At 39.9% G+C, this 19,831-nt stretch carries 18 protein-coding genes; 4 read left to right on the plus strand and 14 right to left on the minus strand.

The features are described from left to right. Positions 1 to 64: 64 nt before the first annotated feature. Positions 65 to 1,597: a carboxypeptidase M32 gene (locus tag E0485_RS01980; protein WP_132416006.1), complete on the minus strand. Its 1,533-nt coding sequence runs from the start codon at positions 1,595 to 1,597 to the stop codon at positions 65 to 67. Between the two features lie 167 nt (positions 1,598 to 1,764). Here E0485_RS01980 and E0485_RS01985 point away from each other — a divergent pair, with 167 nt between their 5' ends. The 3 genes from E0485_RS01985 to E0485_RS01995 all read left to right on the plus strand — a co-directional run bounded on the left by E0485_RS01985 (position 1,765) and on the right by E0485_RS01995 (position 3,128). After that, complete coding sequence (locus E0485_RS01985; RefSeq protein ID WP_132416008.1) at positions 1,765 to 2,331, plus strand: beta-class carbonic anhydrase; 567 nt, start codon at positions 1,765 to 1,767, stop codon at positions 2,329 to 2,331. Between the two features lie 99 nt (positions 2,332 to 2,430). Then, a complete protein-coding gene (locus tag E0485_RS01990; RefSeq protein WP_132416010.1) occupies positions 2,431 to 2,841 on the plus strand; it encodes a hypothetical protein in 411 nt (136 codons plus the stop codon). A 2-nt stretch (positions 2,842 to 2,843) separates the two neighbouring features. Beyond that, on the plus strand, positions 2,844 to 3,128 hold the full coding sequence (locus E0485_RS01995; protein WP_132416012.1) for a DUF2653 family protein: 285 nt from the start codon (positions 2,844 to 2,846) through the stop codon (positions 3,126 to 3,128). A gap of 152 nt (positions 3,129 to 3,280) precedes the next feature. Here E0485_RS01995 and E0485_RS02000 read toward each other — a convergent pair whose 3' ends face one another. The 4 genes from E0485_RS02000 to E0485_RS02015 all read right to left on the minus strand — a co-directional run bounded on the left by E0485_RS02000 (position 3,281) and on the right by E0485_RS02015 (position 8,678). Further along, the gene (locus E0485_RS02000) at positions 3,281 to 4,363 is read right to left on the minus strand and encodes a saccharopine dehydrogenase NADP-binding domain-containing protein (protein WP_132416014.1); all 1,083 of its coding nucleotides are present in this window, start codon (positions 4,361 to 4,363) and stop codon (positions 3,281 to 3,283) included. Continuing rightward, positions 4,360 to 4,965, minus strand: a complete 606-nt coding sequence (locus tag E0485_RS02005) for a TetR/AcrR family transcriptional regulator (RefSeq protein ID WP_132416016.1) — start codon at positions 4,963 to 4,965, stop codon at positions 4,360 to 4,362. Before E0485_RS02005 ends, E0485_RS02000 begins: the two co-directional genes overlap by 4 nt. A 113-nt stretch (positions 4,966 to 5,078) precedes the next feature. Further along, complete coding sequence (locus E0485_RS02010) at positions 5,079 to 6,503, minus strand: alpha/beta hydrolase family protein (RefSeq protein ID WP_165921049.1); 1,425 nt, start codon at positions 6,501 to 6,503, stop codon at positions 5,079 to 5,081. A 195-nt stretch (positions 6,504 to 6,698) separates the two neighbouring features. Then, the gene (locus E0485_RS02015; RefSeq protein WP_132416020.1) at positions 6,699 to 8,678 is read right to left on the minus strand and encodes an elongation factor G; all 1,980 of its coding nucleotides are present in this window, start codon (positions 8,676 to 8,678) and stop codon (positions 6,699 to 6,701) included. A 355-nt stretch (positions 8,679 to 9,033) separates the two neighbouring features. On the opposite strand from E0485_RS02015, the gene E0485_RS02025 reads away from it, so the two are divergent. Beyond that, positions 9,034 to 11,070: a methyl-accepting chemotaxis protein gene (locus E0485_RS02025; RefSeq protein ID WP_132416024.1), complete on the plus strand. Its 2,037-nt coding sequence runs from the start codon at positions 9,034 to 9,036 to the stop codon at positions 11,068 to 11,070. Positions 11,071 to 11,155: 85 nt separating this feature from the next. On the opposite strand, the gene E0485_RS02030 is transcribed toward E0485_RS02025, so the two are convergent. The 9 genes from E0485_RS02030 to E0485_RS02065 all read right to left on the minus strand — a co-directional run bounded on the left by E0485_RS02030 (position 11,156) and on the right by E0485_RS02065 (position 19,605). Then, positions 11,156 to 11,980, minus strand: coding sequence for a carbohydrate ABC transporter permease (locus E0485_RS02030; RefSeq protein WP_132416026.1), 825 nt, complete (start codon positions 11,978 to 11,980; stop codon positions 11,156 to 11,158). A 17-nt stretch (positions 11,981 to 11,997) separates the two neighbouring features. Further along, on the minus strand, positions 11,998 to 12,837 hold the full coding sequence (locus E0485_RS02035; protein ID WP_132416461.1) for a carbohydrate ABC transporter permease: 840 nt from the start codon (positions 12,835 to 12,837) through the stop codon (positions 11,998 to 12,000). A gap of 109 nt (positions 12,838 to 12,946) precedes the next feature. Continuing rightward, the gene (locus E0485_RS02040) at positions 12,947 to 14,209 is read right to left on the minus strand and encodes an ABC transporter substrate-binding protein (protein WP_132416028.1); all 1,263 of its coding nucleotides are present in this window, start codon (positions 14,207 to 14,209) and stop codon (positions 12,947 to 12,949) included. 117 nt (positions 14,210 to 14,326) lie between these two features. Next, entirely contained in the window at positions 14,327 to 14,644 is a 318-nt protein-coding gene (locus tag E0485_RS25400; protein WP_235857349.1) for a hypothetical protein, read from the minus strand. Between the two features lie 13 nt (positions 14,645 to 14,657). Beyond that, entirely contained in the window at positions 14,658 to 15,923 is a 1,266-nt protein-coding gene (locus E0485_RS02050; RefSeq protein WP_132416030.1) for a sensor histidine kinase, read from the minus strand. An 83-nt stretch (positions 15,924 to 16,006) separates the two neighbouring features. Further along, on the minus strand, positions 16,007 to 16,792 hold the full coding sequence (locus tag E0485_RS02055; RefSeq protein ID WP_132416463.1) for a putative protein N(5)-glutamine methyltransferase: 786 nt from the start codon (positions 16,790 to 16,792) through the stop codon (positions 16,007 to 16,009). A gap of 374 nt (positions 16,793 to 17,166) precedes the next feature. Continuing rightward, positions 17,167 to 17,712: an HAD-IIIA family hydrolase gene (locus E0485_RS02060; RefSeq protein WP_235857351.1), complete on the minus strand. Its 546-nt coding sequence runs from the start codon at positions 17,710 to 17,712 to the stop codon at positions 17,167 to 17,169. Between the two features lie 326 nt (positions 17,713 to 18,038). Beyond that, positions 18,039 to 18,134 carry a competence inhibitor ComI gene (comI, locus tag E0485_RS25405; protein WP_235857352.1) on the minus strand — a complete coding sequence of 32 codons (96 nt, stop codon included), beginning with the start codon at positions 18,132 to 18,134 and terminating at the stop codon, positions 18,039 to 18,041. A gap of 91 nt (positions 18,135 to 18,225) precedes the next feature. Continuing rightward, positions 18,226 to 19,605, minus strand: coding sequence for a UTP--glucose-1-phosphate uridylyltransferase (locus E0485_RS02065; protein ID WP_132416032.1), 1,380 nt, complete (start codon positions 19,603 to 19,605; stop codon positions 18,226 to 18,228). Positions 19,606 to 19,831: the final 226 nt, after the last annotated feature.

Genomic DNA, 19,831 nt, shown 5'->3' on the forward strand with positions numbered 1-19,831 from the left:
TGAACAACAAAAAACAGCCTCCTATTCATCAAAGAATAAGGGGCTGTTATCTATTTGTAGCGTTTTATACAGTTTGCAAATCATATAAACGAGTGTACTTCTCTGTTAAATATCTGACTAGATATTCAGGGTTTAACTCTTCACCCGTCATTTGCTGAATAATATCATTCGGTGTTAATTGCTTGCCGTATTGATACACATGCTTCGTCAAAAGCTCCTTGATTGGAGCAAGATTACCTGCTTCAATCAGTTCGTAGAAATTAGGCAGCTCTTTCAAAATACATGCATAAAGCATTTGGGCAGCATACATATTGCCTAATGCGTAGGATGGGAAGTATCCAAACATCCCGCCTGACCAGTGTACGTCTTGCAAGATGCCTTCACTGTAATTGTCAGCTACAACACCTAGATATTCTTTGTACTTCGTATTCCAAGCGTCAGGCAGATCAGCAACCTCAATTTGACCATTGTATAGAGCTTTCTCTAACTCATAACGGATCATAATATGAAGATTGTACGTTAACTCATCGGACTCCGTACGGATAAGTGATGGTTCCGAATGGTTGATCGCACGATAGAACGAATCGACATCTACATTTCCTAATTGCTCAGGGAATGTTTCTTGTAGCTTAGGATAGTATTGCTTCCAGAACTGTTCTGAGCGTCCAACCACATTTTCCCAGAAGCGAGATTGCGATTCATGGATACCCATCGAAGTACCTGTGCATAGATTCGTTCCCACTAGTGTGTCTGAAATATTCTGCTCATACATCGCATGACCACATTCATGAATAGTGCTGAACAACGCGCTTGCAACATCATCTGGCAGGAATCTAGTCGTAATCCGAACATCCCCCGGGTTAAGTCCAGTAGCGAACGGATGAACCGTTTCATCCAATCGGCCAGCTTCAAAATTAAAGCCAAGCTCATTCAGAATAAACATCGAGAATGCACGCTGCTGCTCTTTGCCGAATGGCTGATCAAGGAAGCCCCGTTCAGGCTGATTCGGAGATTGGCTTACGGCTGCAAGCAGTGGAACTACTTTCTCGCGAAGCGCACCGAAGACTTCATCTAACTTCGCTACTGTCATGCCAGGTTCATACATATCTAGTAATGTATCATATGGATTTCTTTCATAGCCCCATAGCTCGATGAATTCTTTGTTCGTTGCTACGATCTTTTCTAAATATGGCGCAAAGCCTGCCCAATCGTTCTTCCCCTTCGCATCTTCCCATGCTGCTTCAGCTTGAGAAGTTAACACGACATAGGCTTGATATTTGTCAGCTGGAATTTTTTTGGAAAAATCATAGTCACGCTTGCATTCCTGGACCATACGACGCTCAACAGCATCTAATTTCTCCATAACTTCAGGTTGTGTAAGATAATTCAAATAATTGCTCATTTGCTCTGATACTGACATGCGGAACGATTCAGCGGATAGTTCACCAACAGCTTCTGCTCTTGATTCAAGTCCTTTACGAGGTGCACCTGTGCGCATGTCCCAATAAATTAATCCGATTGCTTCGTGGTAAGCTTTGAGCTTGCGTATGTATTGTTTAAATGACTGTAATTGCTCATCATGCTCTTGTAAACTCATTTTGACCCCTCCTGAATAGCACAAAATAATTGCTACAAAATAATAATTACACTATTATCATACTTTTTGTAACTTGCATTATCAAATAATTTGTCTATTATATTAAATAAAACTTTTTTTGTTTTAATGTTAAACTAATTCGAGTAATTCTAAGGAGGTAAATCTTAATGTCACGACTTTCAACCATTTTAGATTTTAACCAATCTTTTGTAGAAAATAAGGAATACGAGCAGTTCAAAACAGATAAATTTCCAAATAAGAAAATTTGTATCCTTACTTGCATGGACACACGACTTGTAGAATTATTGCCTAAAGCAATGAATTTCCGTAATGGCGATGCTATTATTGTCAAAAGTGCGGGGGCAGTCGTATCCCAGCCATTCGGTGCAGTTATGCGTTCGATCATCGTTGCGATCTATGAAATGAACGTTGAAGAAGTATATGTCATCGGTCACAATGATTGTGGCATGACTGCGCTTAATTCCTCGAGAGTGCTTGACAAAATTAAGGCGAATGGTATTTCGGACGAAGTACTACAGACAATTAACAATTCAGGAATCAAGCTTAATAAATGGTTAACCGGGTTTGAACAAATCGAAGACGGCGTTATCAAAAGCGTTCGCAAAATTCGCAACCACCCTCTTGTGCCTGCCCATATTCCAATTCATGGCATGGTCATTAATTCTGAAACAGGTAAACTCAATCTTCTCTGCGAAGATTGTCACAATGATTAAAAAAAATCAATTAATCTTGAAACCTTACCGAAGAAAGACCGTATTACCTCTATAGGCACACGTGTCTAACTATACATTCCTCGGAGGGATTTTTAAGCAATGTGGAAAAAACTATCTATTTTACTTGTAGCAATTACTGTACTATTCGCTGCAACTGCACCATCTTTTGTGGAAGCCAAAGGCTTTAAAGCACCCAAAAGAAGCTTTAACAGCAACACAACCAAGTCTAACGTAAACAATAATTCCACTACATCCAATACTTCTAAGAATCCCGCATCTACATCTACGACCAAACCTGGATCCTTTGGAGGCGGAAGCTTCATGAAGGGTATGATGATTGGCGGACTTGCTGGTATGTTATTCGGCGGCATGTTCGGTGGAATGGGCTTTATGGGTGAAATACTTGGACTTATGATCAACCTGCTTGCAATCTTTGCACTGATCATGCTGGTCGTTAAAATTGTCGATATCTTCAAAAGACGACCAAAGCCAGATGATAAGAGGTACTAATCATGCGTCTTAGTGGGCAAGAAATTGTTAATGCGTTATGCATCAACATTGCAGCACGCAAAATGATTCAACCCGATCAGGTTGACGTCGAGCTCATGTGGGACGATGATTACGGATTCTCAGCAGAAGTATTCGTTGGTGAACGCAATCAAATCCTAATTGAAGCCAGTATTCATGAAGCAATTGAACAATATGTATATAAAGAATACAATATTCGCATCTTTAGAGATCAGATTCAGCTCGTTCTTACAGATGAGGATATCGAAGCAGATATAAATGTTGATTGATCAACGACTATAAAGAATACGTAAGCAAGAATACTTAAAAAAGACGACTTTCAGTTTGGAAATCAAATTGAAAGTCGTTTTTCTTTGAAGTTTTTAAAGTATATGAGATTGAATCCAGACTCACTACCAACTTGTAAATATTAAACTAGGTATCAATTGTATGTTATTGAAAATAACTTTCCATATTGTTTTTCAAAATCAGCTAGATTAAATAGTTCACTTAAATAATATACACCATTTCTATTTAATCCATTCGTTACTTGGAATGCCGTATAAGCTATTATTTTCCCTGTCAGTCTTGGGTTGTTTCGTCCAATGATACTTCCACTACGGTGCATCATAATATTATTGCTAATGCCTGAAACATCCACTTGTATTGCATAGGTATCAGAAAGAAATAGCTTTGTTATATTTAATAAAAATTGAGTAACAGAAAATATCATACTGTGAATCATAGGATATTTTAACAAACGAAAGAATCTGAATTTTTTAAAAAAATGTACTAACCATGTAAAAGTTTTTGAGTTATAGCAAAGATAAGTAGAAACATTATTATGTAATAAAGTTTTTGTTATTATTTGCTGATCGGCAAGATTAAAAGAAAAAGTTGAACGTTTCTTTATTGCAGAGGGAAAAAAAGTGATTCTTCTGTTCATGAAAGGCACTATTCTACTATTCTTGTTGTTTTGATTCCAATAAAAGTCATGTTCCAAATTGTTCAATAGCCATTTAATTCCATCAGAGCCGTGTTCTTCTCCTAGTCCTAACATTAATGAAATATCAGTTTGTGTTGGTATTTCTATTTGTTTACAAATCTCCTTAGCAAGTAAAGTGGATAATCCAGGAGTAATACCCACACCCAAGATACAAATAGTATTTCGTCTTTGATATTCTGAATTTAGTCTAAACAAATCACCTAATATTTGATTAGATGGTGATATATCAATATAATGGATTTTCTTTTTCATACAATATTCAGCAAAAGAAATATCTCGAGGACTCAGACACATTATTACCAAACCTATATTATCGAGTTTACCTTGATAAGATGTTATTTCATATATATCTAATGGAAGAAATGAAATAGAATAACGATTATCGTTTATAAATTGTAATGCTTTTTTTTCACTTCGTCCTCCAATAACCAAATTTGTAGAAGTTAGTAAATTTAGCTCTTCAACAACATATTTTCCAACATCACCATACCCGCCAATTATCAATATATCTTTTCTCATACGATCTCCCTGTAGGGAATTAGCATTGATTCCAAAATTATTGAGAAAGAGTTTTTAGATATAACATAATTATTTTCAAAAGTAGAATTGTGAATTACAATGCCATCTATTGTACTAACTAAGAGCCTAGAAAGTTCTTCTTCTGGAATAATGGTAGAAAACTCCTGATTATTTTTTCCCTCAAGTAAAATATTTGAAAGAATTTCTACATATTCACGATATCCTTTTTGAATCTCTACTTTTATGAAATTTTCTTCTGAATAATACTCTATTAACATTTTAATAGGGAGCATGCACGATTTTTTGTTTTCTTCAATAGAATCGAGTAATTTGTACAATTTTTCCTTAGCTGTTATTTTGCTGTCGGCTATGTTTCGAATAAAAGATAATTGTGAAATTCTAATGTGATTAGCAATATTTTCGACTAAATCTTCTTTTGTTGGGAAGTACCAATATAAAGCAGCTTTAGTTATTCCTAACTTGATTGCAACAGAAGAGAGCTTGAATGCTGAAAATCCTTTATCTAATATAAGTGAAATTGAGGCATCAATAATCTCATTTTTCACTGCGTTTACTTTTTTAGGGTCTACTGTTCTAGCCATAATATTACCCTCCTCTATAATTAACTAACCGTTTAGTTAATTATAGAATATGACTACATTAATGTCAAGATTAACAAAGGTCAGCCCCTATCCTAAGACAGGGACTTCGTGCTTCAGTGTTTTACAAATCCTATTTCAGGATAACGAGTGGCTATTTCGTCCAACGCAGCAGAGTCATAACCTTTAACATACTTATCGAAAAACGATAGGCTGACATCATTAATGATACGGTGAATAGAACGAATATTGGCATCCTTTGCTTGTAATAGGGGAGAATACAACGCGAAATCGGTAAAACTCATATGATCCGTGTGCGGAATCGTCAGTGAGTAACTACCAGCCTTCAATGCAAGCTGTCTGCGCTGAAGTAATTCGCTCCATAATCCTTCGCTGCTATCGGTCCCCACGTCAGATTGATTCTTAGTAGCTTCCATATAATAGTCTTCAGTATCCTGAGCATTCATTAATATAAACGGTTTGCTAATGCCTGTATCAGGAGCAAGCCTACCGAACAGCCCACCATCCATATCGATACCTGCTTTCACCCGGTCATCCAGCAATAACATCTGCATCGCTGTAGCCCCGCCATATGAATGTCCAAACATACCAACTCTCTTCATATCTATAGCACCACGAAAACGTCCGTCTGGAACACCATCATTCAACTGCTCCATCTTGTCCAGCACAAATTTCACATCGCCAGTCCAAACTGGCATATGTGCATCCAAAACAGGAAGACCATCATCTAACTGAGACCGAGAAAATGCACTCCGACCATCTGGGAACACCGTCACTGCTGCATTGTACGTATGATCAATCGCTGCAACAATATAACCGTGACTTGCCAATTCCTCCAATTGAAACGTATTTCCATTACGAAATTGATCCATACCGTGCGAGAATATTAGGAGTGGCCATGTTTTTTCCTCCCCTGACAGTAATGCCTCCTGATGTGAATGAGTCTTCACTTGTCCGAAATGCTCTATAGTAAATGCCGGGATAGAGATCATAGAAGCTAGACCTCTAGCTAATTCTTTGGGTGATGTGGTGTAAGGGGCCATAGGTTCATTACTTCCAGAAGCAGGATACCAGAGCTGCACCATCAACTCCCTACGATCCTTAGGATCATCTGAATATTCTTCCCTCCGTTCAGAATCTATGAAATGAAATGTCGTTGTTCCTACTTCATAAGGACCAGTCGGTTTGTCAAAAGAAAAAATAGGCAAAAGAAAGGGTAGTGCAACTGCCACGATCAAGTATACAACGCTCAAACATCCCTTGAATATCCGTTTCACCATAGAAGCCGAAACTGTATATTTATTGGGATATATAAAAACTTGCAACGACAACACCAACAACACCAAATATGCCGGAATCATTTGCCAGCGGTATCCCTCCAGCAATATTTGTAGCGCTGTAACTACAACAGAAGCTCCTAGTAAAATAACATTTCCAATTGATAAGCCTCTACTAAAAAACAATAATCGACCTAAAAATAAAAAATTAACTACAATTACGATTATCTCCATCATCCTCATGATCTTTCTCTCCATTCATTTTTATCGACCGACAGACGGTCTAGTTAAATTCTACCATTATTCTTCTTTTAAAATCAAATTACCCTCTTTCATAAGCTGACATGAGATGCTGTTCCAATCAACAACTAAGAACCCGATCAGAGCATTAAGCTCCAATCGGGTTCCTATCGTTACTATCCCATGATCCTTCACGGCTTAATAAGCGCGCAAAACATGCATCAAATATTCATTCCGGTTTAAAGGATTGTAATCGCTTCGCGCCCTCGTCGGCACGGTGCCATTGAGTCGGATGAATCCAGCCGGCTCTACTATCATATAGCCTTCACCTTGGGAGAGGGAATGCAAGTTCTTTTTGAAGTTCTCCGTTACGGCTACGGGAATCATGCCCGTAATAGATGACATGCCGTTCTGCACAGTCGTTTCATGTACCACCGCCTGAATGGCAGATAATTTGTATACCGCTTTGCTCATCATCGCTTCGGGTACCGTCAGTTCGAATCTGTGAATCGGCTCATACACTTCAGTACCCGCCTGCATCAGTGCATCCATTAACACAAGAGGAACCAGCTTTCTGAAATCACCTGCTGTTGATACGGGACTGGAATATCCGGAATGGGTCAATGTCACGACGATATCGGAGACCTCCCAACCGTACAAACCTTGCTGCAACGTATTGCGGACCGTATCTTCAATGGCTTTATGGAAGGGAAGCGGTAATGAACCCAATTCAACTTCCATATGATAAATGACCCCACTTCCAGGTGAACCCGGTTCGATTCGAAACCCTATTGTCGCATAAAAAGGATTGTCTCCCTCCATGATGATCTCGAATGATTGCCCCATTCCAGCGGGCTTTTCCAGACAGATAATTCGGGTCTCCAAAAACCGGACTTCCACCCCTTTAGTTTCCTTCAAGGCGGCTTCAATCACTTCTTTTTGCACTTCCCCGAAAATACGGATATACAAATCTTGATGAAAATCATCTTTAAGCACCTGAATTAACGGATCTTCCTCTGACATGCTGATAAGCGCCTGATACAACAAATGAGCTTTGTTTGGATCTACCGCTTCAATCCGTGTCTCCATCTGGGGAACGGCGAAGCTAAAATGCTTGATGAAACTTGACTGTTCGCCAACGACATCGCCGATCCGGACGTCCCCCAGTCCCCATACTTTAGCCAAATCCCCAGAAACAATCTTGGCAGCAGGAACGGAACACCCGTTCATCAAGGCATGGAGCTTTTTAATTTTGCAAATATCCGATTCGGATTCGTGATCCTTATTTTTCCGCTCGATTCTCACTTGTTCCCTCAAGCCTAGACTACCTGAGAATAGTCTGACATATGCAATTTTCTCACCTGATGCTTCCTTTTCGAGCTTAAACACGACCCCCGATAGCGGCTCCCCTTCTCGCTGATCATTCACCGGAAACCAATGAGCCACACCTGTCAGCAAATTGGCAACACCTACGCCCGTCATGGCAGAACCGAAATAGACAGGATACACATTCCCTTGTCTTACTTGATACCTGAATGCCGCTTCCATTTGTTCACCCATTAGCGTCTCGCCGTTAATATAAGATGTCAGCAATTGCTCATCATACGCTGCCACAAGTTCGATGGATTGGTCCAGAAAAGCGGGATGCGTATCCCAATCAAAATAGTTTACAACGGCAGACGCTTGCTTCATGCCTGCATGTTCCACTCCACACAAAGAGATCACGTCCGGTGTTAATTTTTCACGAATGATATCAACCATCAGATCACCGTGAGCACCCATGCGGTCAATTTTGTTCACAAACAAGATCGTGGGAATCCTCATTTTCTTCAAGACGGAAAACAATATTTTGGTCTGCGCCTGAACACCTTCTACAGCCGAGACAACCAAAATAACGCCATCCAATACACTAAGAGAACGCTCCACTTCAGCGATAAAATCAGCATGACCCGGCGTGTCGATCAAATTCACCTTCAAATCACCGATTTCAAAAGAAACAACTGATGCCTTGATCGTGATTCCTCTTTTCCGTTCCAACTCCATGGCATCCATTTGCGTATTTCCTTGGTCTACCCTTCCCAACTCGTCAATGACATTCGTATCAAACAAAATACGTTCAGCCAGACTTGTCTTTCCAGCGTCTACATGCGCCAGAATCCCTATATTCATAATTTTCATATAAAATTATCCTCTTTTCTACGTTCATTACATGCTCCTTTTGAATGTTGTTAAATTGCCGCATTCTAATCACTCCAATCTCATTTATTACCAACAGTATATATGGGTTTAATCCGTTAATTCAATAATAGTTGCGCATATCAATAGAAACCTTTAAGGGCGATAATACATTTATTTACGACTTTATGTCTGAAAGATCAGAATTTTGACGAAATTTAACGAATTTTATTGAATTAGCTATATTTATATGATATGTTTTACTCGTTTTAAAGTACAACAATTTTATCGCTAAACGATATTTAAGTGAAACTCAGAGGCACACTCACTCGAAAAAAACATTCTAAGGGGGCAATTAATGAATTCGCAACAAACGCAAGCAAAATCATGGTCTTACCTATTTTCTCTGAAATCGTACCGTACCAAAATGATCGTTATCTTTCTCGTCATTGCACTAATACCACAGGTTATAACAAACGTTTTCTTCAATATGTACATGAAGCAAGTGTTGACAGATGAAGTTCATTCTAAAGTAAAAGGGATCGTTGAAGCTAATGTCACAGCCATTGATTACGCCGTAGATCGCAACATAACGATGCTGAAAGATATTATCGCAAAGAATGAAGTAATTAAGAGTGGCAATGAACAAGAAATTAAACATTCGCTTATACAATTTTTACAAAGTAATAGAGAAGTTGAAGATTATGTATACGTAACTAAAGATGATTGGGCCATTTCTTCCGGCTCTGCTTCAGACCAAAAGATTGACGTATCCGACCGTGAATACATTAAACAAGCCAAGCAAACGAAAAAGACGGTAATCAGCGATTTAATGGTCAGCAAAGGTTCCGGCAATAATATTATCATTATTTTTGAACCCATATTGGATGATAAGCAGAATTATATGGGCGGACTTTTCATTTCGTTAAATACAGACAATCTATCCTCATTCACCAAAACAATCCAAATTGGTAAGAGTGGATTCGGATACTTGATGACTTCCAATGGAAATCTATTGACACATCCTGACGAGGATAAAATAGCCAAAAATATATCCGATGTATTTGACCCAGAAGAAATAGCTAAGTTTCAAGAAACGGTTCTGAAAGATGAGCAAGGCATGTTTGAATTTACTGGCCAAGATCATATCACAAGAGAAATCAGCTATAATCTGATTCCATCAACAGGCTGGCATTTGATCACAAGCATGGTCAACGATGAAGTGTATGGCTCATTAAAAACAATAGAAACAGCCTCGTTGTTGATCGGATTGATTACAACGATTGTAGTAGCCGCGATTGCACTCTATTTCTCTACAAAAACAACAAAACCAATCATAAACATATCGGATACAGTGAAAAAGCTTGCAACTGGTGATTTGACACCTCGGCTTGCCGTTAATCGCAAGGACGAACTTGGTCAGCTTGCTGATAACATGAATCAGATGCTTAATTCTTTCACCGAAATCATCGGAAAAGTTAATCTTGCTGCGGAACAACTAAGCGCCTCTTCCGAGGAGCTAACCGCTGCGGCTGTCGAATCGGTAAGTATTTCGAAGCATATTTCACAATCGAATCAAGAAGTAGTCACAGCTGGAGAAGGCCAACTGCAAGGAGCCAAACAGACATCTATTGCGATGGGAGAAATGGCGTCTGGTGTACAAAGGATTGCAGAATCCTCGGCGTTTGTAACGGAAGCAGCGCAAACCTCAATACATGAAGTTCAGCAAGGCCGTGTTGCGATCAACCAAGCAGTTGACCAGATGAAGTCAATCAATGAATCCGTCGCAAAATCCGCACAAGATCTGCAAGCACTTGAGTCTTATTCGCAAAAAATCGGTGAAATCGTTACTATCATTACAGGAATTACCAATCAGACTGGACTTCTATCACTCAACGCCTCGATCGAAGCAGCGCGTGCTGGCGATCAAGGTCGTGGATTTGCGGTTGTCGCAAACGAAGTGAAGAAGCTTGCTGAACAATCCTCTACATCCGCAGCGGATATTACGAAGTTAATTCAGGAAGTCCAGTCTTACACATCGCGAGCAGTTCAAGCGATGAGCAAAGGTGTTCAAGATGTTGAGAATGGTTCAGAGCTTATCAATAAAGCTGGTCAAATATTCAATCAAGTTACGATGACTTTCCAAGAAATTTCTGATCAAATCCAGGAAGTTTCGGCTGCATCAGAAGAGATGTCCGCTGGTACAGAAGAAGTAACAGCATCCATGAGCGAAATTGTCAATATGACACAAGCTACTCACGGTTATGCCCAAGACATCTCCGATGGTTCGCAGAAGCAGCTAATCTCCATGGAAGAAATCTCAGCTTCCGCAGAGGAATTAAGCCATATGGCATTAAAACTGCAAGAGTCACTTGCCAAATTTAAGACACTTTAAACCCGAGCATACTATCATCCATATCTCAAAACAAAGAATCCTATTCGATTGAATAGGATTCTTTGTTAATAAGCGGCTGCTCGATTTATTTCACCGCGCCTGCGGTGAGCCCATCCATAAACTGCTTGGATGCAAAAAAGAAAATAATGATCATCGGCAGAGCCGATAAGGTCAAGCCAGCGAACAGAACACTCCAATCCGTCGTGAATTCGCTGAACAACTGCAGCATACCAATCGGGATTGTTTTCTTTGCCGTGTCATGGATAAAGATAAGTGGGAAAAAGAAGTCATTCCATGCACCAATAAAATTGACAATTGCCACTGTACTAATCGCTGGCTTCATTAGGGGAACGATTACCCTGACGAGGAGCATCGAATTTGAAGCCCCATCAATTCGCGCAGCTTCTTCAAGCTCTTTGGGCAACGTTCGGAAGAAACCCGTTAGGAGAAGCACAGCGAATGGTAAACCTGACGCAACAGTGACGAAGATAACCGACCCTAGATTGTTGATTAGATTCAAGTCCTTCATCAGCATGAACAATGGAACAAGACCAAGCTTTAAGGGGAGCATCATTCCTATTAAGAAGTAAAAGAACAATGCGCCATTCCACTTGAAATTGAATCGTGCAATGTAATAGGATACCAGAACCGCGCAAATGACAACGAGCGCCACCGCCGACACACTAACAAATACGCTATTTTTAATATAGGAAGCATAGTTTAAATTGACGAACAGCTTCTCATACGAAACAAAACTTAGTTTATTCGATAGTCCTAGTGGATTTTTGAAGATTTCGATATTTGGCTTCAGCGATGAAAGCAGCATCATCAGAATCGGAAATATACACACGATTGCATATAGGCAGGCGATTACATAAATGATGATGCGTTTGATTGAACTCTCTCTCATATGTCTCGTCCCCCCTTCTAATGCTCCGTGGCGTTTCGGTTCACATAGGACATAAAAATCGCGGAAATGGAAGCAATAATGAAGAACATCACCACTGCCAATGCTGAGCCTACGCCGAGTGCCCCAGACTCTCCGCTGCTGCTGCCAAATGCGGTCCGATAGAAGAATACCGCAAGTAAATCGGTAGAATGGTACGGTTCACCGCCTGATCCTTGCATCGCGTACACCAGCTCGAATGCCTCGAAAGATTGGATGAAGGTCAATACGACGACAATAACGATTTGTTGAAACATCATCGGTAAAATGACCGACCGAATTTTGCGGAAGCCAGTCGCTCCGTCTATTGTAGCTGCTTCAACAACTTCATGTGAAATGGATTGAAGACCCGCTAAGAAGATGAGCATGATAAACCCGATCGCAAACCAGCAATTGACCAGAATAACCGTAATAAGCGCAGTGCTCGTTGAGCCTAGCCAAGGCATTGCCCAGCTTTCCAAACCGATGCCTTTGAGTAATGCATACAGAACCCCTGTGTTCGGCGTTAGAATCAGTTTCCATAGGAACCCGACTACAATAACCGATAGCAATCTTGGCAAAAAGTAGGCGATTTTGAAGAATTGCGCTCCCTTAATCTTCTTGTAGACGATATAAGCGAGAACAAAGGCAATCCCATTCTGCACTACCATTTCGACAACGAAATAAATTACGTTGTTTGTGATTGCATTCCAGAACATTTCTCTGTAAGGATCTGTCGTAAAGAGTGCAGTGAAGTTGGCAAAGCTATTGAATTCCCCCATTACCATGCCCTTCCAGTCAAATAGACTGTAAGTGAAAGCGGCAAAAATCGGGTACACCATAAACAAAGAGTAGAAAATCAAAGCCGGAAGAGGAAATAGATGGATAATCCGATTTTTCCACACAGAGAAATACACCTCGCTTCATGCAGAATCTTAAGTCATCAAATCTTTATTTCTTTGCGTTTGTATCCAGAACCTTCTGTGTTTCTTCAATAACTTGCGCTGGAGTCAGCTTTTTCAGGAACATACCTTGCAGTGCGTTCTCAAGTGTTGATTTACCAGTTGGCGAGCCTGCACCCATATACATAAGAGCAATATATGGCGTTGGGTTGCTTGCGGATAACTGGATAATTTTATTTGCGAGCGGATCTGTTGTTTCAACACCTGGAAGCGCTGGCGTCAGTTTCAGATCGCTAGCGACAATCGTTGCAAAATCCTTGGTGGATATGAATTCCAGCCATTTCTTAGCTGCTTCCTTGTTCTTGGACTTGGCATTAATTCCCCATGAGCCGTCAACCCATGTCGTAACCGTTGACTTGCCGCCTGTTGCCGATGGAATTGGGAATACGTCCATATCGAGGTCCGGATTCATCTGTTTAAGTGATGCAAACTCCCATTGCCCCATTACCATCATCGCTGCTACTTCAGATGCGAACATCGTGCGCATTTCATCCATGCCAATACCTTCATAATTTGCCGGGAAGTAAGGTGTAAGCGTTGTCATCATTTCAATTGATTTGAGATAATTCGGGTCGTTTAGTTTGGCTTCGCCTTTCGGGAACTTCTCCGCGAAATCCTGGCCGTAGAAAGCAGGTCCTAATGCACCCTGAGTTAAGGACAATATCCATGCATCTTTGGAGCCGAATGCAAATGGCGTAATATTTTTTTGCTTCAGCGTTTCTGCGAGCTTGGTGAACTCATCCCATGTCTTAGGCTCTTCCAAATTATTCGCTTTAAAAATTTTCTTATTGTACATAACCGATGTTGTACTTAATACGTACGGCACACCGTATTGTTTGTTGTCTGTACCCTGTGCGACCTTGAGTTGATCTGCACTGTACTGATCCAATCCTTTTAGGCCGTCAAGCGGTTCCAAATAGCCTGCGTCAGCCATCGTTTTGGCACCACCGTAAGGGCGAAGCATGATGATATCCGCTGCGGAATCCGTCTTGAGTGCAGTTGCAAGCGTTGTATTGTATTCTGTCGCTTTTACAGGCTTATACTCAAATTCAATGTTTGGATTCGTTTTTTGGAACTCAGCAAACAACTTCTTATACACGTCTGTCTCGATTTGATCTGCACGCCAGCTTGTAAGTGTCAATGTTACTTTTTCATTAGACGCAGAGTTGGATGCATCACCACTACTGCAAGCGCTTACAAGCATTGCAGTAGACAAAGCCAGAACTGCGATCGAACCTTTCTTATTTCTCATCCTATATTCCCCCTGTTAATCGTTTTGAACGAACTCATGACTGAATTCTAAGTTCATACCCTTATTATATAGCTGACCTAAATGAAATTGTCAATAATTTTCGGAATTGTTGAAATATTATTTCACCGGTCTTGACAGTAACCGGCTTTTTCGATCTAAACTGTAGCTGATAAAGGTCAGCAAAGATGCGGTGATCGCCACGATCCCTCCGAACCAGGCAACATCGATTATTTCCTTATTCGTCGTGACAAATCCCCCAAGTGCTGAGCCAAACGCGATACCTATGTTTACAGAAACATTCTCTTTGTCTTTAACGAGTATAACTTTACAGTTAAGGGGAGAGTCAAGCATTGCATACTTTGCAACAAAAAGAAAAAACCCATGTCTTTTTGAACATGAGTTTAAGATTATTACCTTGACAATCCATCTCAACATAGGAGTAGACTTCTTAATCCACCCTCCTATATTCGTCAACCGCAGGAAGAATCACAAGTGCAGTAGTGCCCTTACCCTCGATGCTCTGGAACTCTAATGTCCCATTGATGGCTTGGATAATCCTAAACGCGACCATAAGACCGAGTCCTGTGCCATTCGTTTTTGTAGAGTAAAAAGGGGTACCTAATATCGCGAGTTGTTCAGACGTCATTCCTACCCCGTTGTCATGAATGTTTATACAAACTTTATTCAATTGACGATAGGCTTTTATCGAAACTTGCCCTTTGTCCGTTGAAGCTTCAATTGCGTTCTTCACGATATTCATCATTGCTTGTTTTATTTTCAACTGTTCTGCTTGAATCCATAGGTTGTCTTCAGCGTCCACATGCAAGTCCACATTCTTCGATTGAGCAAATGGATCTGCAGATTCTTTAACTTGATTTAATAGTTCGGCTATCGAGAATACTTCAATCGTTTCGATTTGGGGTTTGGAATAATTGAGGAAATTATGAATGATATATTCCATACGGTTTAGTTCAACCATGGATATCTCCAGATATTGCTTCCCCTTCCCTTCCGCATTGCTTAATAAGAGCTGTATAAAACCTTTAATTGAAGTGAGCGGGGAACGAATTTCATGCGCTACAGAAGCAGCTAATTGGCTGGTTATATTTAACTTTTCACTCCGAATGATTTGTTCTTGCATCGAAATTGCTTTAATGGTTACTTCCATCAACAAAACAGACATGCACATCGAAATCAAATGTAATAGACAAATCTGAAAAGAAATAGCTACGGAATAAAACTCGTCCGTCTGATGAGTAAAAAAGGATGTACACCATGATATGATAAATGCTGACAACGTTAAAAGTATGCAAATGATAAATCGAGTTTTCGGGGGTCTTCTTTTAAACCGATTAGCCATAAGAGAAGCAGCAGCGAAGATAACAATTGAACTGATGAAGCTTATAAAAAATCCATCCATACCAATAAAAAAACGGCATACTAGCAAAAATACAAGAGAGATGATTCCCCCCTTATAACCTCCATATAAAGCAGAGATGATTAATGGAATGCTTCTAAGATCACTGTCAAAGTCATTGGTAATCATAGTCGGCAAGAGCATGGATAAAACAATTGCCGTCCCGCAAGTTAATCCCAGCAGCGTTTGCCGAAATTTGTCCTTAACGTAGAAGGTTTTGTTCGTAATACAAATAAATTGGTAGAGCAAAAGCGGAAATAAAATATCAATAATATCCAGTATCAGATCTTTTAACATAGAATACCACCCCAAGCACTAAATTCGACATGGAATGGCATTTTTCCTTTTTATGGAATCTATATCTGTGAAGCCAGAACATGCTAGGGTCTGGTACCGATGACGACGGTAGCGTCCAGTTCGTCATATCTGGCCACATGCGGGGTCAGCCCTTCACGAGCGAAGATATCGACGGTTAAAGGCACCTGCTGATCACTCGTCTCAACCAACAGATGACCGCCTGGAACCAGCCAGAGTACCGCCTCGGCTGCCACTCGTCGCATAACGGTAAGCCCGTCTTCGCCTCCATCGAGCGCCACCCGGGCCTCATGTATGCGGGCCTCCGATGGAAGCAACCTGATCGATTCGGTAGGCACGTAAGGTACATTTGCGACCAGAATATCGACGCAACCCCGCAATGTGGCAGGCAGTGGCCCGAAGAGGTCACCTTCATAGACGTGACCACCTATGGCAGTAATGTTGCTACGAGTACATCTTACTGCGACGGGATCGATGTCAACGGCGTGTAACTCGATCCGCTCTAGTGCTGCAGCCAGTGCAGCACCCAATGCACCAGAGCCGCAACAGAGGTCCACCACTACGGCTCCTGTGCGTGCAAGGGCAATAGCTTGACGAACAAGAAACTCTGTGCGGGGGCGAGGTACAAAGACACCAGAGTCCACCGCAATCCGCAGACCACAGAACTCTGTCCAACCGATGATGTGCTCAAGTGGGAAACCTGCAATTCGCCGATTTACCATAGCGACGAGGTCCTCCTGAGTCTGTGCCGTAGAAATGAGCAACCGAGCCTCATCTTCAGCGAAAACACAACCTGCGTCCCGAAGCTTAGTTACGATGAGCGTATAAATGGTATCTTCAATATAAGCCATAAATCCCCCTCTTCCTGGAACACTATAAATCATCACGTCTTTTATTCCTGTTGTCTTCTCCATTTCTGATCACTAATTAAGAATTAGGTTAAAGCTATTCCAAGAAAGATATATACATATTACGGCCAGAATAAAGAAGATAGCAGAAATTTTAATATTTTTCCTCATTTTTATTCCAAATGTACAAAAGAAAATAGCTGCAGCTAATTTAGCAATTGATTGATAATACCCGTTTGAAAAGAACGAACTGCTAAAAATAATCGAAATAAGCAAAGTTACTGAAATAAGTAGTTTAAACCACAATGGTTCTCTCAAGAATTGCTTATACATAAATTTAATCCATTGCATAACATCATCCTACCTCCATCTTCATCTTACAAATTAATCTTATTCTTTAATATCCAATTTACTGCATCCAAAATATCTTCTGCTATATAATCAGGTCTTGTTTGTATCCAATTTTTTCTATACTTTGTTAATGACGCTTCTCCCCAGCCTGTTCTTACAATTATCTTTTGTGCTCCTACCGCATGTGCAACAAGCATATCGGTATCGCCTACATCTCCAATAACTATACATCTCGTCAAATCTAAATGATGTTGTTCTGACGCTTCTATTAACATTCCGGATTTCGGTTTTCTACAATTACATTCTTGTTCATGCGGACATATATATGCTTGATCAAATCCGAATTTAGTGAATTGTTCTGTAAACTCTTCAATTGTTGCTTCACCACGTGAAATTCTATACTGATTGCTAATAGCAAAAACTTTGAGTCCGACTCTCTTGAGAAGATTTATAGCTTCTTGAGCATTTGGAAACAACTTAAAATCTTTTGGATGGATAAAATGACAAGTTCCACCAATTGTTCCATCCCTGTCAATAAAGACTGCTTGCACGTCAAAAGTTTGTCTAGTCAAGTTTTAGTATCCTTTCTTAGCGAATTCACAAAACGTTCTTGTATCTACAAACCCACTTCATTAAAAACCCTCAAGCAGACCAAGATGCGTCAGATAAGAAGCGCAGGAATGTTGTTAAATGATGTAGCTACCCCCTGAATATCTCACAGTCTTTAATCGTTATTTCAATATTGTTTTGATACATGTTTTTTCATGTGTTATTATATATTTAATAAAGACCAAGTGCTCGAACACTTGGTCAGTACAATTGGCTTGGATGGTCTTTTCCCTTCGAGTCATTCAGGAAAACCAAACCCACCTTCGTCTTCTAATCTAGGGTGGGTTTATTACTTTCTCTTGTTATTATGATTAATGTAAGTTAAAAGAGCAAGAATAAATGATCCGAATAGGAACATTATCGTTAATGCATCCTTCACTTCCATGGCTTCACCTCCTTTCGAAGGGAAACCATGCCCACCCAAGATTCAATTGTAGTTATATTTTACCTTTTTTTACATGTACGTACAAGCGTTCTCAATCATAATTCTCTTCTATCTCAGTTGTTATTTTTTCTATATTATCGTGCAGTCCTTCCCCAGAATATGATATCAAAGGGGAAACTTCAATTAATCGATTTTCTCCCGACTCCAGAATTTTGGCGCCACAATTCTCGATCCATTTTTTATGGAGATTTAATATTTGGTTTCTTGCAGTAAAGGGACTATCCTGACCTTCTCTATTTTTTACTGGAGCAAATTCCTCTTCACGTTCCACCATTAGAACTGTCACTTGTTCTGCCAAAGGGAAATAGTCAAAAATGAATCTTTCTAATTTGTATGCATTTGGCTCACTTGGGTTTATAACACAACCTTTAGAATCCACATAAGTTATCTTCTTTAGGGCAATATGGTATGGGATTTGGTAATGGATAAAATTTTCTATGAAATCATATCTAAACATGTGTATGGAAATGTTAGCGAGATTTAATAACAATTTACTTTGACTATCCCTTTTTTCTAATAATGATTCTGGAATTTCATTATATTCTAAAACGGATGGACGTCCATTACTCGAACACAGAACCCCAACCTTTTCTTCGACGTTACACTTTTCAGTGACTTTTATAGCTATTGGATTATTATGTATGGCAGAATAACCTATGAACAAAGGATCAGCTACTTTAATAAGTGCATTATCAACGTTATAATAAAACAGCCAAGTTATCCCCCTGTGTTTTATATCCGCAAAGGCCCCTGATTCATAAAGGGAATAAAAACATTCGCCATTTCCACTAGGCACTAAGTTAATTTGTGAAGGCTCAGAAAAAAGCAACTTTCGTTCTTGATTTAATGCGGGCATAGTTTTTTGTTGAAAGAATATGCAATCTTCTTCTGGGTATCCAAAAAAATCGTGCTTCTGAAAGAACATAACAGTTGCGTTATAGTTATCAGGGCTAGTCATAATATACCAAGGAATGTTCTTGCCAGCTCTATTTGAGAGATTTAGTAATCGCTCTGCTTGTAATTGAAATAATGACTTACCTGAAGGCAAGCCTATATCCAATGAGCCTTTAGGTCCATCATGCCCTAATCTGGCACCTTGTCCTCCTGCAACAACAATAACACCCACTTTACCATTTCGGATTAATCTCCAGCCCTCATTTGTGTACATCTCCCTTTGTTCATTTGTAAGGTCATCTAGTCTTTGATAATCAAGAGGTTGAACAGAATTATGGTTAAACTCACACTGCCCGGTCTCATCAAGAACTGAATAAAGTTGATCAAAATCAATTCTAAGTATTTGTTCAATCAAATTGTCCTTATCAGAATTATTGAGACCATTAAGAAAATCTAACACATGCTCTTGATTATATTTACTGAGTAATTGTTTAACCTGTAAAAGTTTATCATTCATTGTCTTTTACTCCCTTCATATCCTAAAAATAAGCAATAATTTCCTACCCATATATAGGAGTAATTATTGAACATTACTACACATTAGTTTTAATTGTTTCAATATGGTGTTCTTTGGCTTTAGTCATTACAATGGTTTTGTACTGATTTCCGATAATGCGCTTGCATTCACGATGTCGAGAGCCTTAGAGCGACTGCTCTTAGGCTCTCAGATGGGTCTCGGCAAT

The sequence above is a fragment of the Paenibacillus albiflavus genome (assembly GCF_004344915.1).
Classification (GTDB): domain Bacteria; phylum Bacillota; class Bacilli; order Paenibacillales; family NBRC-103111; genus Paenibacillus_AM; species Paenibacillus_AM albiflavus.

Coding starts and splice junctions, on each gene's coding strand:
- E0485_RS01980 (WP_132416006.1), bottom strand. CDS start 1,597: ATGAGTTTACAAGAGCATGATGAGCAATTACAGTCATTTAAACAATAC.
- E0485_RS01985 (WP_132416008.1), top strand. CDS start 1,765: ATGTCACGACTTTCAACCATTTTAGATTTTAACCAATCTTTTGTAGAA.
- E0485_RS01990 (WP_132416010.1), top strand. CDS start 2,431: ATGTGGAAAAAACTATCTATTTTACTTGTAGCAATTACTGTACTATTC.
- E0485_RS01995 (WP_132416012.1), top strand. CDS start 2,844: ATGCGTCTTAGTGGGCAAGAAATTGTTAATGCGTTATGCATCAACATT.
- E0485_RS02000 (WP_132416014.1), bottom strand. CDS start 4,363: ATGAGAAAAGATATATTGATAATTGGCGGGTATGGTGATGTTGGAAAA.
- E0485_RS02005 (WP_132416016.1), bottom strand. CDS start 4,965: ATGGCTAGAACAGTAGACCCTAAAAAAGTAAACGCAGTGAAAAATGAG.
- E0485_RS02010 (WP_165921049.1), bottom strand. CDS start 6,503: ATGAGGATGATGGAGATAATCGTAATTGTAGTTAATTTTTTATTTTTA.
- E0485_RS02015 (WP_132416020.1), bottom strand. CDS start 8,678: ATGAAAATTATGAATATAGGGATTCTGGCGCATGTAGACGCTGGAAAG.
- E0485_RS02025 (WP_132416024.1), top strand. CDS start 9,034: ATGAATTCGCAACAAACGCAAGCAAAATCATGGTCTTACCTATTTTCT.
- E0485_RS02030 (WP_132416026.1), bottom strand. CDS start 11,980: ATGAGAGAGAGTTCAATCAAACGCATCATCATTTATGTAATCGCCTGC.
- E0485_RS02035 (WP_132416461.1), bottom strand. CDS start 12,837: ATGGTGTACCCGATTTTTGCCGCTTTCACTTACAGTCTATTTGACTGG.
- E0485_RS02040 (WP_132416028.1), bottom strand. CDS start 14,209: ATGAGAAATAAGAAAGGTTCGATCGCAGTTCTGGCTTTGTCTACTGCA.
- E0485_RS25400 (WP_235857349.1), bottom strand. CDS start 14,644: ATGTTGAGATGGATTGTCAAGGTAATAATCTTAAACTCATGTTCAAAA.
- E0485_RS02050 (WP_132416030.1), bottom strand. CDS start 15,923: ATGTTAAAAGATCTGATACTGGATATTATTGATATTTTATTTCCGCTT.
- E0485_RS02055 (WP_132416463.1), bottom strand. CDS start 16,792: ATGGCTTATATTGAAGATACCATTTATACGCTCATCGTAACTAAGCTT.
- comI (WP_235857352.1), bottom strand. CDS start 18,134: ATGGAAGTGAAGGATGCATTAACGATAATGTTCCTATTCGGATCATTT.
- E0485_RS02065 (WP_132416032.1), bottom strand. CDS start 19,605: ATGAATGATAAACTTTTACAGGTTAAACAATTACTCAGTAAATATAAT.